Source organism: Ensifer sp. LC163 (genome assembly GCF_001695855.1).
Taxonomy (GTDB): Bacteria; Pseudomonadota; Alphaproteobacteria; order Rhizobiales; family Rhizobiaceae; genus Ensifer.
Genome location: NZ_MBSS01000012.1, coordinates 765,132 through 780,236, shown reverse-complemented (window position 1 = coordinate 780,236; position 15,105 = coordinate 765,132). Strand labels below are relative to the sequence as shown.

The 15,105-nt window shown below is 61.1% G+C and carries 19 protein-coding genes and 1 pseudogene; 14 read left to right on the top strand and 6 right to left on the bottom strand.

The annotated features are described in order from the left end of the window. The first annotated feature begins 3 nt into the window (after window positions 1-3). The 6 genes from BC360_RS13575 (at window position 4) to BC360_RS13550 (ending at window position 4,648) form a co-directional block, all read left to right on the top strand. Entirely contained in the window at window positions 4-912 is a 909-nt protein-coding gene (locus BC360_RS13575; RefSeq protein ID WP_065782927.1) for an ABC transporter permease subunit, read from the top strand. A 1-nt stretch (window position 913) separates the two neighbouring features. Beyond that, complete coding sequence (locus BC360_RS13570; RefSeq protein ID WP_083222537.1) at window positions 914-1,768, top strand: ABC transporter ATP-binding protein; 855 nt, start codon at window positions 914-916, stop codon at window positions 1,766-1,768. Beyond that, window positions 1,765-2,592, top strand: coding sequence for an ABC transporter ATP-binding protein (locus BC360_RS13565; protein WP_065795517.1), 828 nt, complete (start codon window positions 1,765-1,767; stop codon window positions 2,590-2,592). Before BC360_RS13570 ends, BC360_RS13565 begins: the two co-directional genes overlap by 4 nt. Before the next feature lie 177 nt (window positions 2,593-2,769). Continuing rightward, complete coding sequence (locus BC360_RS13560; RefSeq protein WP_065795516.1) at window positions 2,770-3,117, top strand: RidA family protein; 348 nt, start codon at window positions 2,770-2,772, stop codon at window positions 3,115-3,117. Between the two features lie 173 nt (window positions 3,118-3,290). Next, window positions 3,291-3,461, top strand: coding sequence for a hypothetical protein (locus BC360_RS32375; protein ID WP_167590829.1), 171 nt, complete (start codon window positions 3,291-3,293; stop codon window positions 3,459-3,461). 56 nt (window positions 3,462-3,517) lie between these two features. Next, window positions 3,518-4,648, top strand: coding sequence for an AI-2E family transporter (locus BC360_RS13550; protein WP_065795514.1), 1,131 nt, complete (start codon window positions 3,518-3,520; stop codon window positions 4,646-4,648). 19 nt (window positions 4,649-4,667) lie between these two features. Here BC360_RS13550 and BC360_RS13545 read toward each other — a convergent pair whose 3' ends face one another. Beyond that, window positions 4,668-5,465 carry a response regulator gene (locus BC360_RS13545; protein WP_065782919.1) on the bottom strand — a complete coding sequence of 266 codons (798 nt, stop codon included), beginning with the start codon at window positions 5,463-5,465 and terminating at the stop codon, window positions 4,668-4,670. A 165-nt stretch (window positions 5,466-5,630) separates the two neighbouring features. Here BC360_RS13545 and BC360_RS13540 point away from each other — a divergent pair, with 165 nt between their 5' ends. Continuing rightward, the gene (locus BC360_RS13540) at window positions 5,631-5,849 is read left to right on the top strand and encodes a NepR family anti-sigma factor (protein WP_065795513.1); all 219 of its coding nucleotides are present in this window, start codon (window positions 5,631-5,633) and stop codon (window positions 5,847-5,849) included. 59 nt (window positions 5,850-5,908) lie between these two features. Here the strand turns inward: BC360_RS13540 and BC360_RS13535 are convergent, their stop codons facing one another. Continuing rightward, the gene (locus tag BC360_RS13535) at window positions 5,909-6,157 is read right to left on the bottom strand and encodes a glycine zipper domain-containing protein (RefSeq protein WP_065775524.1); all 249 of its coding nucleotides are present in this window, start codon (window positions 6,155-6,157) and stop codon (window positions 5,909-5,911) included. Window positions 6,158-6,684: 527 nt separating this feature from the next. Here BC360_RS13535 and BC360_RS13530 point away from each other — a divergent pair. The 4 genes from BC360_RS13530 to BC360_RS13510 all read left to right on the top strand — a co-directional run bounded on the left by BC360_RS13530 (window position 6,685) and on the right by BC360_RS13510 (window position 9,518). After that, on the top strand, window positions 6,685-7,008 hold the full coding sequence (locus BC360_RS13530) for a hypothetical protein (protein WP_065782915.1): 324 nt from the start codon (window positions 6,685-6,687) through the stop codon (window positions 7,006-7,008). Between the two features lie 44 nt (window positions 7,009-7,052). Further along, window positions 7,053-7,250, top strand: a complete 198-nt coding sequence (locus BC360_RS13525; RefSeq protein WP_065795512.1) for a CsbD family protein — start codon at window positions 7,053-7,055, stop codon at window positions 7,248-7,250. Window positions 7,251-7,886: 636 nt separating this feature from the next. Then, on the top strand, window positions 7,887-8,051 hold the full coding sequence (locus tag BC360_RS13515) for a DUF1328 domain-containing protein (RefSeq protein WP_065782912.1): 165 nt from the start codon (window positions 7,887-7,889) through the stop codon (window positions 8,049-8,051). Window positions 8,052-8,264: 213 nt separating this feature from the next. Beyond that, window positions 8,265-9,518 carry an NAD(P)/FAD-dependent oxidoreductase gene (locus BC360_RS13510; RefSeq protein ID WP_065782910.1) on the top strand — a complete coding sequence of 418 codons (1,254 nt, stop codon included), beginning with the start codon at window positions 8,265-8,267 and terminating at the stop codon, window positions 9,516-9,518. A 168-nt stretch (window positions 9,519-9,686) separates the two neighbouring features. Here the strand turns inward: BC360_RS13510 and BC360_RS13505 are convergent, their stop codons facing one another. Then, the gene (locus BC360_RS13505; RefSeq protein WP_167590837.1) at window positions 9,687-10,433 is read right to left on the bottom strand and encodes an SDR family oxidoreductase; all 747 of its coding nucleotides are present in this window, start codon (window positions 10,431-10,433) and stop codon (window positions 9,687-9,689) included. 99 nt (window positions 10,434-10,532) lie between these two features. Between BC360_RS13505 and BC360_RS13500 the strand changes: the two genes are divergently transcribed. Further along, window positions 10,533-11,153, top strand: coding sequence for a TetR/AcrR family transcriptional regulator (locus tag BC360_RS13500; protein WP_065795509.1), 621 nt, complete (start codon window positions 10,533-10,535; stop codon window positions 11,151-11,153). Window positions 11,154-11,339: 186 nt separating this feature from the next. Here BC360_RS13500 and BC360_RS13495 read toward each other — a convergent pair whose 3' ends face one another. After that, window positions 11,340-11,741, bottom strand: coding sequence for a hypothetical protein (locus BC360_RS13495; RefSeq protein ID WP_139110013.1), 402 nt, complete (start codon window positions 11,739-11,741; stop codon window positions 11,340-11,342). A 253-nt stretch (window positions 11,742-11,994) separates the two neighbouring features. Here BC360_RS13495 and BC360_RS13490 point away from each other — a divergent pair, with 253 nt between their 5' ends. Further along, window positions 11,995-13,134, top strand: coding sequence for a fumarylacetoacetate hydrolase family protein (locus tag BC360_RS13490; RefSeq protein WP_139110012.1), 1,140 nt, complete (start codon window positions 11,995-11,997; stop codon window positions 13,132-13,134). 123 nt (window positions 13,135-13,257) lie between these two features. Here the strand turns inward: BC360_RS13490 and BC360_RS13485 are convergent, their stop codons facing one another. After that, window positions 13,258-13,440 (bottom strand): YegP family protein, encoded by a 183-nt coding sequence (locus BC360_RS13485; protein WP_025426020.1) that lies wholly within the window; start codon window positions 13,438-13,440, stop codon window positions 13,258-13,260. Window positions 13,441-13,584: 144 nt separating this feature from the next. On the opposite strand from BC360_RS13485, the pseudogene BC360_RS13480 reads away from it, so the two are divergent. After that, window positions 13,585-13,800 (top strand): annotated as a pseudogene (locus BC360_RS13480) (SAM-dependent methyltransferase); the annotation flags it as partial. Window positions 13,801-13,893: 93 nt separating this feature from the next. Here BC360_RS13480 and BC360_RS13475 read toward each other — a convergent pair. Next, the gene (locus BC360_RS13475; protein WP_065795506.1) at window positions 13,894-14,733 is read right to left on the bottom strand and encodes a hypothetical protein; all 840 of its coding nucleotides are present in this window, start codon (window positions 14,731-14,733) and stop codon (window positions 13,894-13,896) included. Window positions 14,734-15,105: the final 372 nt, after the last annotated feature.

Below are 15,105 nucleotides of genomic sequence, written 5' to 3'. Positions count from 1 at the left end.
GATATGTCTCAAGCTGCTGCAACGAGCGCCGTTTCGACAGATCCGTCCCGCCGGGCGCGACTGGCCGAATTCTGGTACTATTTCTCCGAGAACCGCGGCGCCGTCATCGGCCTCGTGTTCTTCCTGTTCCTCGTCCTCTTGGCGATCTTCGCTCCGATCATCGCGCCGCATGACCCGACCGCCCAGTATCGCGATGCGGTGCTGATCCCGCCGGTCTGGCAGGAAGGCGGCCGTGCCGAGTTCCTGCTCGGTACCGACGCCGTCGGCCGCGACATGCTCTCGCGCCTGATTTACGGCACCCAGTTCTCGCTGTTCGTCGGCGTCATCGTCACCACGCTCTCGCTGGTCGGTGGTATCTTCATCGGCGTGATCGCGGGCTATTTCCGTGGTTGGGTCGATACCGTCATCATGCGTGTGATGGACATCATCCTGGCCTTCCCGTCGCTGCTGCTCGCCCTTGTGCTGGTCGCTGTTCTCGGGCCGGGCCTGACCAACGCGATGATCGCCATCGCGCTGGTCTTCCAGCCACACTTCGTGCGCCTGACGCGCGCTGCGGTGATGAGCGAGAAGAGCCGCGACTATGTCGTTGCCGCCAAGGTCGCAGGTGCCGGCCACGGCCGCCTGATGTTCAAGACGATCCTGCCGAACTGCATGGCACCGCTGATCGTCCAGGCGACGCTGTCGTTCTCGAGCGCAATCCTCGACGCCGCCGCCCTCGGCTTTCTCGGCATGGGCGCCCAGCCTCCGACACCGGAGTGGGGCACGATGCTCGCCGAGGCGCGTGAGTTCATCCAGAGCAAGTGGTGGGTGGTGACGCTTCCGGGCGTTGCAATCCTGGTCACGGTGCTGGCGATCAACCTGATGGGTGACGGCCTGCGCGATGCTCTCGATCCCAAGCTGAAGAGGTCCTGACATGGCGCTTCTCGAAATCGAAAACCTGGTCGTCGAATTTCAGACGGCCACCGGTCCCTTCCGCGCCGTCGACGGCGTGTCGATGAAGGTCCACGAAAAGGAAGTGCTGGCGATCGTCGGCGAGTCCGGCTCGGGCAAGTCCGTGTCGATGCTGGCGGCCATGGGCCTCCTGCCGTGGACGGCCAAGGTCACAGCCGACAAGCTGGCGTTCAACGGTCGCGACCTGCTCGGCATGTCGCCGGCGGAGCGCAAGAAGATCATCGGCAAGGACGTTTCGATGATCTTCCAGGAACCGGTTGCAAGCCTCAATCCGTGCTTCACGGTCGGTTTCCAGATCGAGGAAGTGCTGCGCATTCACCTCGGTCTCGACAAGGCGGCACGGCGCAAGCGCGCCATTGAGCTGTTCGAGGCGGTCGGCATCCCCGACCCGGCCGAACGGCTGGGGCATTTCCCGCACCAGATGTCGGGCGGCCAATGCCAGCGCGTGATGATCGCGATCGCCATCGCCTGCAACCCGAAGCTCCTGATCGCCGACGAGCCGACCACCGCGCTCGACGTCACGATCCAGAAACAGATCCTCGATCTCCTGATGCGGCTGCAGGCCGAGCATGGCATGGGCCTGATCATGATCACGCACAATATGGGCGTGGTTGCCGAGACTGCCGACCGCGTCGTCGTGCAGTACAAGGGTCGCAAGATGGAAGAGGCCGACGTGCTGTCGCTGTTCGAATCGCCGAAGAGCAACTACACGCGCGCGCTCCTGGCAGCCTTGCCGGACAATGCCACCGGTGACCGGCTGCCGACCATCTCTGAACTGTTCGTGGATGAGCCGAGCCTTCAAGGAGCCGCCCGATGACCGTCGTTCTCGAAGCGCGCAATCTGGTGCGCGACTACCATATTCCCGGCGGCCTGATGAAAAAGGCCAAGACCGTGCATGCGCTTAAGGGCGTGAGCTTCTCGGTCGAGCAGGGCAAGACGCTGGCGATCGTCGGCGAAAGCGGCTGCGGCAAGTCCACGCTTGGCCGCATCCTGACGCTGATCGATCCGGCGACATCAGGTGAATTGTTGATCGACGGCAACAAGATCGACATCACCAAGGGCGACCTGACGCCGGAGATGCGCCGCAAGGTGCAGATCGTCTTCCAGAACCCCTATGGCTCGCTCAACCCGCGCCAGAAGATCGGCGACATTCTCACCGAGCCGCTGATCATCAATACCAAGACGCCCGCCGATGAACGTCGCGAACGGGCGATGGCGATGTTGAAGAAGGTCGGTCTCGACGAGAGGCACTACAATCGTTACCCGCACATGTTCTCGGGCGGCCAGCGCCAGCGTATCGCCATTGCGCGCGCGCTGATGCTCAACCCGAAATTTCTGGTGCTGGACGAGCCGGTCTCGGCGCTCGACCTGTCGGTTCAGGCGCAGGTGCTGAACCTGCTTGCGGATCTGCAGGACGAGTTCCAGCTGACCTACGTCTTCATCAGCCACGATCTTTCGGTGGTGCGTTACATCGCCGACGACGTGATGGTGATGTATTTCGGCGAGGCTGTCGAATACGGCAGCCGCGACGAAGTCTTTGCCGATCCCAAGCACAGCTACACCAAGACGCTGTTTGCAGCGACGCCGCGCGCCGACGTCGCCAGCATCAAGGCAAGGCTTGCCAAGAAGCAGGCCGCCTAAGCCTTCTCGGCGTTGTCATATAAGAGCGAGGCCGGGGAAAGAATTCCCCGGCTTCTTGGCCTTGCCAGGCCGATGGTGTAGAGCTTTCGCGCCGCCATTCACTTCTCGCCTTCCGGCGGCGGGCAGCCGCTTTTCGGCCGGACCAATCGCGTTCGGCCCAACTTCAGGAACACGATCATGGAAATCAAGCGTTTCGAAACCGGCCCCCGGATGAGCCAGGCCGTGGTTTACAACAACACCGTCTACCTCGCCGGCCAGGTCGGCAATGCCGGTGACGATGTCGTGACCCAGACGAAGCAGGCGCTTGCCGAAGTCGACCGTCTTCTGGCACTCGCCGGCACCGACAAGACCCGCATCCTCTCGGCCACCATCTGGCTCGCCGACATGGCCGATTTCCCGAAGATGAACTCGGTCTGGGATACCTGGGCACCGCAGGGCCATACCCCGGCACGCGCCACCGGCGAAGCCAAGCTTGCAACGCCGGAATACCTCGTCGAAGTGATCGTCGTCGCAGCTGCTGCCTAAGGCGGCCTGGCGAAGCCGAACGGCTTCACGCGACATTGCATTTCCGCCGCCGTGCCCAGCGCACGGCGGCGTTTTCTTTTGCCGGCTCCGCACCGCATTCCGCCGCGGCACAGGAACCATTCGCCAGCCTGCACGTTTACCTCCGGTTCCACAAAAACATGGGAGGGCAGTCGATGCTCTACTGGCTGCCGCGGATCGGCGTGCTCGCTTTTGCCGGTCTACTGATCGGTTTTGGCTTCGTCCCGGACACCGCCACCGATATCGCGTACACACTTCTGGTCATCGTCCTCGGTCTCGGGCTTCTGTCGCTCACCCTGCTTGTGTTCCCGCCCGAACGACATTGAACGATCCGGTCCGCCCAACAGGATTGCGCGTTACGAAACGAAGGCGAGGGACGGCATTGGACACATCCGGCCACACGGCTGCTTACTATAAGCTGAAACGCATTGCCGAGGAGGAGAAGGCATCGGTAGAGGCGGCGCTGCCGGCGGAGCCGCAGCGAGACGGCATCGACCTGATGGTGGCCTGGAGCGTCATCGGCGTCTTCGTCATTGCTGGCTCAGCTGCAATTTACCAGATGGAAACCATCCTGATGCCGATCACGCTGGCGGTCGTCGTCGGCATCGTGCTCGGCCGTGCCGCCGACAGCTTGGCAAAGTTCGGCCTTCCACCGATCATGGGTGGGCTGTTGCTGGCGCTCTTCTTCATCCTTGGTCTCGCATCGGTGGTCAGCGCTCTGCTTGGTCCAATGACGGACGTGGCGCAAAAGGCACCGGCATTGGCGGAAGGGGTCGTGGAGCGTGTGCTGCCGTTCATCGAGCGCTTCGAATGGCTGCGGCTGGCCTTGGCACGAGGGGCGGGAAGCGACGCGCTCGCTGACACCGTCATGAAGAATGCAGGCCCAGTGCTCGGAGCTGTCGCCGGCGGGCTGACGCCAGCCTTGATACAGACGTTGATTTTCCTTGCCGCACTCGGGCTCTTCCTGCTTGGGCGCCTGCACCTGCGCCGAACCATCATCCTTGCCTTTACCAGCCGAGAGCGGCGTCTAAGCACGATCCGGATCATGAACGCGATCGAGAACGCGCTGGCGCAATATTTTTCCATCGCCAGTCTGATCTATCTGGCGCTCGGCGTCGTCACCATGATCATCGCGCTGGTCGGTGGCTTGGCCATGCCGTTGCTCTGGGGTCTGTTCGCCTTCGTCTCCAGCTTCATCCCCTATCTCGGCGTGACCATGATGACGCTGGCTCTGCTGGTCGGCGGGCTGATGACGCACGAGCCTATCCTGCTGGCGCTTGCACCGGCCGCGGCTTTCTTCGTGGTGCACCTTGTCATGGAAAACCTGGTGATCCCGTCGATCCTGGGCAACAGGCTCGAGGTCAACCCGTTCCTCGTCTTCGTTGCGATCATCTTCTGGACATGGATGTGGGGCGCGGTCGGTGCCATGCTGGCACTGCCGTTGTCGCTGGTCGCCATGACGATCTTCGAAGAGGTGCGCGAACAGCCGCCGGAACGGCAGCTGCCGGCCTGACACCTGCGCAACGTCAGCGTTATCCGCGCGTCGAGCGAGCGTGCTCATCGAAGAACAAGGCCTGGCTGATCAGCGCCTTGACCATATCCGGGTTGAAAGGCTTGGTCACCAGGAAGGCCGGCTCCGGCCGTTTGCCTGTCAGCAGGCGCTCGGGGAAGGCGGTGATGAAGATCACCGGCACCGCCGCATCCTTCAAGATCTCATTGACCGCGTCGATACCGGAGCTGCCGTCGGCGAGCTGGATGTCGGCCAGAACCATCTTCGGCGCCGTCTTGCGGTAGAGGTCCAGCGCTTCCTTGTGGGTGCGGGCAATGCCGGTCACACGATGGCCGAGGCTCGTCACCATGTCCTCGATATCGAGCGCAATCAGCGGTTCATCCTCGATGATCAGAACTTCTGTTGCCACCTGACGCGAAATGTCTTCCGAAGCGACGGTCAGCAGCTTGGAAAACGCCGCCTGGCTCTGCCCCATGATCTCGGCGGCATCGGCGATTGAGAATCCTTCGACCGACACGAGCAGAAACGCCTGCCGCGCCGCAGGCGCGATCAGCGAAAGATTGGCGGCGGCCTGCTGTTCCCAGGCAAAGGGTGAGGCGTTCTCGGTCCGGTCGATGGAGACTTTCTCGAACAGCGAGCAGAACAGCTTGTAGAGGCCGATCCGGTCGTTGGAGCTCTCCGGGAAAAGATTGATGTCGTCGATCAACGCTTCCAGAACCGCAGCCACATAACCGTCGCCAGCGGCCTGCGAACCGGTGACGGCGCGGGAGTAACGGCGAAGAAAGGGAAGGTGTGGTGCAATACGGGTCGAAAGTGACATCAAGTACTTCCTTGGGTCTGAAGTGATTCGCTTGTTTTCTGAGGACAGTGCGCATCCTGCGAAAGACGTGAATGTTTTGAACACGTTTTTCGGCCTATGGGAAGCTGGCAACAGTGACGCGTACTCGAGGTGTTTCGAGCGCCGTCTGGCTTAGGGATTGTGGGGATGAAAGATCCTGTGGACGAGCGTGGCGTAGGGGAAGAGGAAACGGCAAGGGCTGCGAGAGGTTCAGATCCGAACGGCTTGATCGGTTCGAAGCTGAAGGCGCTCTATCGTGCGATCGAACAGGAGCCGGTGCCTGACCTTTTCATTGACCTTCTGCAGAAGCTTGATGATGCCGAGGCGCTGAGCCGCACCGACGACAAAGTTCGCTCCGTGGTGTAAGCGTAAGGCATGAGAAACGGGCCGAAGCCCGTTTCCCGAAATCTTTCGAAGCTTTCGCCTTAGCAGGCGGCCTCATAGCGGCGGCCGTAGCGGTCGCGATAGATGCAACGTCCCGGTTCATTGGCATTGCCGATGAGCGCGCCGGCGACACCGCCGATAGCTGCACCGACTGCAGCACCTCTGACATTGCCCGTTGCGGCACCGCCGATGATCGCGCCGCCGGTCGCGCCGATCGCCGCACCCTTCTCCGTTTGCGTGCAGGCCGCCAGGGGGAGGATCAGACTTGCTACGATAAGTATCTTCTTCATGACGCGTTCCTATCCGAGGTTTGCTTCGTTGAACATTGAAGGATGCATTTGGCCGAGACCGGTTGCGAGGGACTGAGGACGAACAGAATGACGACAATGAGGCCGTTCGCAAAGGCGAACACCCGTTATCGACGCCGCCCCTGATCCGGGCCTCGGACCTATCTTAGCCACCTTTGGATTGCTCGCAACGGGCGGACCTGCGCCGCTCATCAATGTCTCCCTTGTGGTATCGCCACGGGTGCGGCGCTTGTTATTGCTGTGGAAACGACGATCACGGCAATTTGTTCCATCGAGCGGATTCTTCCCGAGACCTGCCGCTTTCCGGCCGCAACGGCGCTCGACCCGCCACGGGTCTCACCGCGGGATCGTCCGGGTTTTCAGCGTTCTCTCCACCCGCTTCCCCGGAAAAATCCGGGCCCACCGCGCGAGCCCGCGACGCTTCCGACAAAAATTTGATGGACCTCGGTGGAACTCCACGCCGTCCATAACCGTTTGCTGTTCAAGTTCTTGATGAAAGGAGCATGCGGATGGAACATATCGCTGCCATCATGGTCCTCGTCGGCTGCATGCAGGGCGATGCCGCCTGCCGTGAGGTTCCGACACCGGTCGTCGGCTTTGAGACCGTCGAGGAATGTCATGAGTTGCTTTCGCCGTCGATCGAAGAGGTCGGAAAGACGTTCAAGAGCGCCTACGGCAAATGTGCCGAAGTCGATCCGGCCCTGTTCGTAGAGGACGCGACGATCGAGTGGCGGATCACGCCGTCGCGCCAGCTTGAAGTCAAGGTGATTGCCGGCGACGGCACCTACGCCATTGCCGCGCGCACGGACGAAAAGCCGAAATTCCGCAACTGAACTTGTCATGCCTGTTCTCTTTGCCGTGCTGAAAGGAGCGACGCATGAACTGGGATATCATTCAGGGCAAGTGGACCGAGCTGAAGGGCAAGGCCCAGGCCGAATGGGGCAAGCTCACGGATGACGATCTCGACATCATCGACGGTCGGCGCAAGGAGTTGGCTGGTCGCGTCCAGGCCCGTTACGGCATCGCTCGCGACGAGGCTGAGCGCCAGATCGACGAGTGGGCTTCCCGCCACTGAGAAGCGTGCCTGATCGGCTCGAAAAGCCAAAAGCAAACGCCGCTGCGGATATCAACCGCCGCGGCGTTTGGTTTTTTACAGCGCCGCGCGTCAAATATGACGCGCAAAGGACGCTGTAACACTTTAAACTTGCTGCATAATTTTATCCTTAAATCGGATCCGATTTAAGGAATTATGCAGTAGGTCTTGGCTGAAGAACGGTGCAGCGCGACTATCTCTTCGGCTTGGGCTCGGCCTTTTTCAGTTTTTCGAGAAGGTTGTTTAAGTTCTGACTCGGTTTGTCTGCGTTGTGAGCGTAGAGATCGCGCATCGTTCTACCGATGTGAAGATTGCTGTCCGGCAACTCGGCGTTTCGCCGCGCCGTTTCAGCCGCGGACTTCCAGATATGTGACATTGGCATCTTCATGTCGAACCTGCTTCATTCCTTGAGGGAACAACGTAGGACTATCTCGAAGGTTCCTGGCGATTTTCGTCTCGGCTGTGCCAAACCGGGACTGTTTTGATTATCGTGGTTAATAGTTAGTTTCCAGCCTCCCCTATTGCATTCAAAGGTTTCGTCCAATCTTGCGTTGGCGCTGGAACAAAATAGGTGGCCATGACGTTTCATCTCCAGCGACGCAGACAGGGAGATATCCTATGCTTTACTACGCTATCGTTTTTCTCGTAGTGGCCATCATCGCCGGTGTACTTGGTTTTGGCGGTATTGCCGGCGCTTCCGCCGGTATTGCACAGATCCTGTTCTTCCTCTTCCTCGCCTTCCTGGTGATCTCGCTGGTGGCGGGACTCATGCGTAGAACCTGATCCAGGTGTTGACCGCTTTAGGAAATCAACAAGGGACGAATGTTGAAAGACTTCGTCCCTTTTGCATGTCGCGATGCTCCCGTTGCATCCCTTGCCCTGGCTGGTACGCTCGGCTATCTCGAGCAGATCATGAATGGATTGAAGAAGAAGTAGCTTGGGCCGAGCGGCGTGCATCGCTGTGGTGGTCTTGATCAAGTAGCGGGGCACCTGGACATGAAGACTGACGTAGTGGTTCTCGGCGCCGGTATTGTCGGCATATCGACGGCCATCCATCTGGCGCGGCGCGGCAAGTCGGTGGTGCTGCTCGATCGTCGCGGTGCAGGCGAAGAGACATCCTACGGCAATGCCGGCCTGATCCAGCGCGAGGGCGTGTTTCCCTACGGCTTCCCCCATGATTTCGGAGCACTGTTCCGCTATGCGCTGAACAATACGATCGACGCGCACTATCACATTCGCGCCCTGCCAGGGCTGGTGCCGTTCCTGGCGCGCTACTGGTGGCATTCGGGTTTCACCCAGCACCAGCGCATCGCCCATATGTATGCGCCGCTGATCGAAAATTCGATCGCCGAGCATGAGGATCTGATCAATGCCTCCGGCGCGGGCGACCTGATCCGCAAGGATGGCTGGATGAAGGTCTTCCGCACCGAGAAGGAGCGTGACGCTGCCTACAAGGATGCCGAGAAACTGTCGACCGGTTTCGGCGTCAATCACCAGAAGCTCTCGACCAGCGAGTTGAAGACCATGGAGCCCTCGATCAGGGCCGATCTCGTTGGCGGCCTGCGCTGGAGCGATCCCTGGTCGATCCGCGATCCGCACAGCCTCAACAAGGCCTATCTCAGCTATTTCCAGTCGCTCGGTGGCCGGCTGGTTTCCGGCGACGCGGCGACAGTGGAACACATCCTCGAAGGCCCGGGCTGGCGGGTGGCGACCCCCGAAGGGCCGCTCGAGGCGCATGAAGTCGTCGTCGCGCTCGGCCCCTGGGCCGATACCGTGACGCGCAAGCTCGGCTACCATTTCCCGCTTGCCGTCAAGCGCGGCTATCACATGCACTACGGCACGCAGGAGGGCGCCCAACTCAACAACTGGGTGCTGGATGCCGAGAAGGGTTATTTCCTGGCACCGATGCTGCGCGGCATCCGCCTGACGACGGGTGCGGAATTTGCCTGGCGCGACGATCCGAAGACGCCGGTTCAGCTTACCCGCGCCGAGCGCGTGGCGCGCGAGTTCTTCCCGCTGGCCGAACGCCGCGACGAAGAACCGTGGATGGGCGCTCGCCCGTGCACGCCCGACATGATGCCGATTATTGGCAAGGCGCCGCGCCACCAGGGCCTGTGGTTCGCCTTCGGTCATGCCCATCACGGCATGACGCTCGGCCCGGTCACCGGCCGGGCGCTCGCCGAAGCGATGACCGGCGAGAAGACGGTGATCGACATCGTCCCCTATCGCCCGGAACGTTTCTTCTCCTGATCGTTTTCCGATCGTCGAAAGAGGCCGGGAGCATCGCTTCCGGCCTCTTTGCCGTGGGTCTTGTTGCTACAGTGTTTCCGGTTCAGACGGAGTTGCGGAAACGCTATCTCTCTTTGTTTCTACGCATTTCTTGACGGAAAACCGCTTCGCACTTTTCCTAGAAAAGCTCTAGGCGTTCGTGCCGCCGTCGATGGTGAACTCGGAGCCGGTCACGCCCCGCGCTTCGGGCCCGGCAAGCCAGGCGACCAGACCGGCTACCTCGCTGGCATCGTTGAACCGCGGGATTGCCATCAGGCCGCGTTGCGGATCCGCATGCTCGCCCTCCTGCGGGTTCATGTCGGTATTCGTTGAGCCGGGATGGACGATGTTGACCGTGATGCCCTTCGGACCCAGGTCGCGCGCGACCGCCTTGGTGAAGCCGACGAGCGCCGACTTGCTGAGCGCATAAAGGCTGATGCCCGGAAACGGAACGCGCTGCGCCAGATTGCTGCCGATCGAAATGATGCGCCCGCCTTCCGGCATATGTTTTGCCGCAGCGCTCGTGGCCAGGACCACGGCCTTCACATTGACGTCGACGGTGCGGTCGAAATCGTCCGCGGTGACGTCCGTAATGGCGGCTCCTTCATAAATACCGGCATTGTTGACGAGAATGTCGATGCGGCCGTGTCGCTCGACGACCGTCTTGACGGCAGCCTCAACCGCCTTGGCATCCCGATTGTCGGCGCGAACGGCGAGCGCCTTGCCGCCCGACTGTTCGATCTCGGCAACCAGGGCATCAGCCTTTGCCTGCGATTGCCCGTAGGTGATGACGACGATGGCGCCTTCGCTCGCCAGCCGCCTGGCGATCGCCGCACCTATGCCACGTCCGCCGCCCGTCACCAACGCTATCCTGTTCTTCAAGTTCGACACGCCTATTCTCCGTATTTGTAGTGATCGATACATATATACCGAACGACTTGTCTCGTTCTGTCAAGTCAATTATGTATTGATCGATACAGAAAAGGAGTTCACGCGATGTCCAGCCGCGGCCGGCCCCGCAACTTTTCGCGCGAGGAAGCGCTGAAGAGCGCGATGGAAATCTTCTGGGACAAGGGGTTCGACAACACCTCGCTTGCCGATCTGACGCGGGTGATGGGGCTCAATCCGCCGAGCCTCTACGCCGCCTTCGGCAGCAAGGCGAAGCTTTTCCTTGAAGCCGTCGATCTCTATGGCCGCACCGACGGCGCCGGCATCTGGGAATTTCTCGATAGCGCGCCGACCGCAAAGGAGGCGGTGCATGACCTATTGAGACGGTCGGCTGAGAATTTTACCCAATGGCCCGAGCCACGCGGCTGCATGGTGGTCCTGTCGGCCCCGCAGATGGAGGGTGGCGACGCGGCGGTGTGCGACGATCTGAAAGCCCGACGGCTGCAGAAGCAGGCGGCATTGCAGCACCGGCTCGAGCGCGGCGTGGCGGAAGGCGATCTTCCTGCGGGGACGGCCTGTGACGAAATCGCCGCCTATGTCACCTCGATCCAGCACGGAATGTCGATCCATGCACGCGACGGGGCCGCTCGGCAGACCCTGATGGCGATCGCCGACTGTTGCGCTGCCGGATGGGACGCGATGGTTGACGCCTCCTCGAGGAAAATCTGACCGCGAACCTGGCGGCGACGCCGCTTTAGGGGCGTCGCCCTTATTCATCCAGATCGTCCAACTTGCGCTCGGCGCGCGCTCGCGCTTGATTTGTCCCGAGGCCGGTTATCTCGTCGCGATCTGCGCAAGTGAGGCTTTGCCGGAAGAGCTCTCTTCCGGCAAAGGCGAGGCGTTGCGACAGCACCGTTATTGGGCCGGTGCCGGCTGTGTTGTCGTTCCATCCGTTGCAGGCGGTGTTGTGCCTTGCTGTGGCGCCGTTTCCGGGGCGGTCATCGTTCCGCCGGACGGCGCGGTGGTCGTATCGGCCGGCGGAGTGGTCGTCGTATCCGCTGCCGGCGGTGTCGCCGTCTGGCCCGTTGTCGACTGATCGGTCGTGGCCGGTGGCGTTGCTGTCTCGGTCGTATCACGCGTCAGTTCTGCTGGAAGCCAGGCGATCAACGCGAGCACGAGGCCGGCAAGCAGGATGATGATGAGCGGCCAGCTGCTGCGTTTGGCGCGGACCGGCGTCGGGTCTGTCGGCATCGGTGTCGGCTGACCTGTTACCGGGTCGATGAGCGGCTTTTCCCTCAACTCTTCATGTTGGTTCATCGCGTTCACATCCTTTCTGGGCGTCCTTCGGCCTATGGGTCCTGCCTGGCCGGAACGGCCTCGGCAAAGGCAGAGGACCGGGTTGTGCGGTTGCAAACGGTCGCTGCGAACCTGGCATGCCCGACTGGACGCGCTCTGCAACAGGAAACGCGCGAAAACTTGCAATGTTCCACCGGGTACAACCGGCCTGATCGCGAACGCTTTACAGCCCGCTGTTTTCGCTGCAAGAAAGTCGTCTCTTTGGGAGGCGATCATGACGCACGAGGCATACCGAACCGGAACCTTTGTCGGGCGGGTGTGGCGTTTCGATATCGATGGGCCGGCGCTCGTGACCGTCAGGGATGGCGCGATTGTCGACATCACCTCGAAACTGGCGCCCACCATGCGCGACCTGTCGGAGCTTCCCGAGCCCGTCGCTCATATCCGTCAGCTGGATGGCGAACGGCTCGCCTCGGTGGCGGACTTGGTGACCGGGGAGGGCGAAAAGTCGAATCTTCGCCTGCTTGCTCCTTGCGACCTCCAGGCTGTGAAGGCCTGCGGCGTCACCTTTGCGCGCTCGATGATCGAACGTGTCATCGAAGAGAGGGCGGCCGGCGATGCCGCCCGTGCCGAGGCCATACGCGCGCGCGTCACCGCCGTCATCGGCGACAGCCTGCGAAACCTGAAGGCCGGTTCGCCGGAGGCTGCCCGCGTCAAGGCCGCGCTGATCGAGGAGGGCGTCTGGTCGCAATATCTGGAGGTCGGCATCGGTCCGGATGCCGAGGTTTTCACCAAGGCGCAGGTGTTGTCATCGGTCGGCTCAGGCGCCGATGTCGGCCTCCACCCCATCTCGTGCTGGAACAATCCGGAGCCGGAAATCGTGCTGGCCGTCGCCTCGAACGGTAGTGTGAAGGGCGCGACGCTCGGCAACGATGTCAACCTGCGCGACGTCGAGGGCCGGTCCGCTCTGCTTCTCGGCAAGGCAAAGGACAACAATGCCTCGTGCGCGATCGGTCCCTTCATCCGCCTGTTCGACGAGACCTACACGATCGACCATGTGCGCAGGGCCGAACTCGAGCTGCTGGTCGAAGGCGCCGATGGCTACCGCCTGAAGGGAACGAGCAGCATGGCGGAGATCAGTCGCGACCCACTCGACCTCGTCGCCCAGACCATCGGGCCGCACCATCAGTATCCCGATGGGCTGATGCTGTTCATGGGCACCTTGTTTGCCCCGGTCGAAGACCGCGACGAAAAGGGGCAGGGCTTCACGCACAAGATCGGCGACGTGGTGACGATTTCGAATGCCGAACTCGGCAGCCTGGCGAATACTGTGCGCCTGTCGACGGATTGCCCACCCTGGACGTTCGGCACGGCCGCGCTGATGCGCAACCTCGCCAGGCGTGGCCTGCTTTAAACTCGCTGTGGCGGTGGCGCATCCAGCCTGAAATGAGCGTCCAGATCGGGCGCTGGGCAAGTTGCCCGATTTAAACGAAGAGGCCCGCCGATCTGCATCAGCGGGCCGCTCCTGTGAATGTACTTAAGCTTGGCTGTTGTCTTCAACAGGCGCGTTCGGTCCGTTCTTCTTGATCGAATCGATGGCGTTCTGAGCGCTTGCCTTGCTTGAATAGCCTTCGGTCGAAAACATCACTTCGCTGTTGTACTTGAAGCGAACCCGATATTCGCCGGCCTTGTCTTTGTAGATTTCGAACTTATGAGCCATGTGCCCTCCCATAGGTAACCGTGAATCACGCAAGGACTAGCGTGGCAGTTGCAGGCGGCGTTGACAAGGTGTCGGCGGTTTCATTCAAATCTACACGTCCGCTTCACCCACCGTTGATGCTTGCATGGTTGGTCGAGCGATTTTTCCAAGACGCCCTGCGTCGGAGATATGAATCCACTCATCCGGCTTGCCCTGTTGCCTGCGATGCGCGCGCTCGGGAAGGCACCCTACGCCGGTATCTTTCGGGCAGCGGATCAAAGCCAGCTGATACATGCCGCAGGCTTCGATATCCTCGCCGCTGAAAGCCACGCAACCAAGGGTAACGACAACCGTCCCTATATCGTGGCCCGCAGGAGATGACCCGCCGGTGCCCACGGAAAATCGCCGTGATGTTCGGCATCCGATTTGTCGATGGGCAGCGACGCGGGCGCCTTGCGCCGATACGTCTCGCGGTCAAAACGATCGGCTGTTGTTTGACCAGATCGGTCCCAGGCGCTCCTCTTCCTTGATGCTGTTCGACCCATAGGAGAACCGCAGGCCGCCGAAGATCGTGCTGCTGTCGCCCGACACCGACGAGCCGAAGCCGGAAACTTCCTCGTCGGCGTATTTGTAGCCGCCGAACAATGTGACCGGGAAGGCTTCCGGGCGATAGTTGGCCGTCAGCTTCAGGCTGCTGACATCGTAGTCGATGCCGCTGTCGGAGATGCGTTCGAGCGCGCCGTCGAGATCGAAGCGCACATTGTCGGTCGCATAGACGCGGGCGCCGAGTGCCGCCATGTAATGATCGGCGTCGAGACCTTCCCACCTTGCCTGGCCGTAGCCGGCGGCACCGTGGAGGGTCCACGTGTCCTGGAAATAGGCGCCCTCGATGCCGCCCATATAATCGTTGATGTGGCTGTCGAAGCCTGCGTCGAGGCGTGACGCCTGCACGAACACACCAGCCGCATAGAGTTTGTCCCGGTAATAACCGTGCAGGGCGCCGTTGTAGGCATTCGTGTCCGCATCCACGATCGAGGCGCGGGCGTAGCCGAGATCCACCTGTAGATTGAAGCCGGCGCCTGCATCGAAATTGACGGCGCCACGCAGCGCCCATGCGTCGGCATCGATATCACCGGGAGAGTCGATGACGCTTCCGTAGGCCCCTTCGATGTATCCCGTCACGCCCAGCGATGATTGTTCGACCGGCGCCTCATAGTAGTCGTCCGCCCCGACCAATGGCCCGTCCATATCGGCGGCCGCTGCAAGCGAAGCGCTCGACAAAAGAAAAACAAGAAAACCGCTCGTCCGAAACATCTGCCCACCCCGCTGGAAATCCTACCAGAGGGTAAGCAAACATCGTTAATGCAATCTAAAGGCGCACTGAATTTGCTGCGCATGGTAGGACGGTCGAACGCGTTAGCGCCTCAAGGCAGCGGCGCAGGGCATGCGAAAACAACTCTCGCCGAGACGTTCATGCAACTGAATTTGTTTGTGAAAGAGTTTGGCTGGGGAACCTGGATTCTCACATGATTTCAATGGCTTAGAGGAAAAGCCTTGAAATTCCCTCTGTTTTCCCGCCGCGAGCGACCGTGGATGCCACCCTTGTGCCCTGGCTTTGGGCATCAGTCAACAGGACCGAGCGAGCGGCAATAATTTCCGCTTGCGGACCTCAAGTTTGCGGTCAGG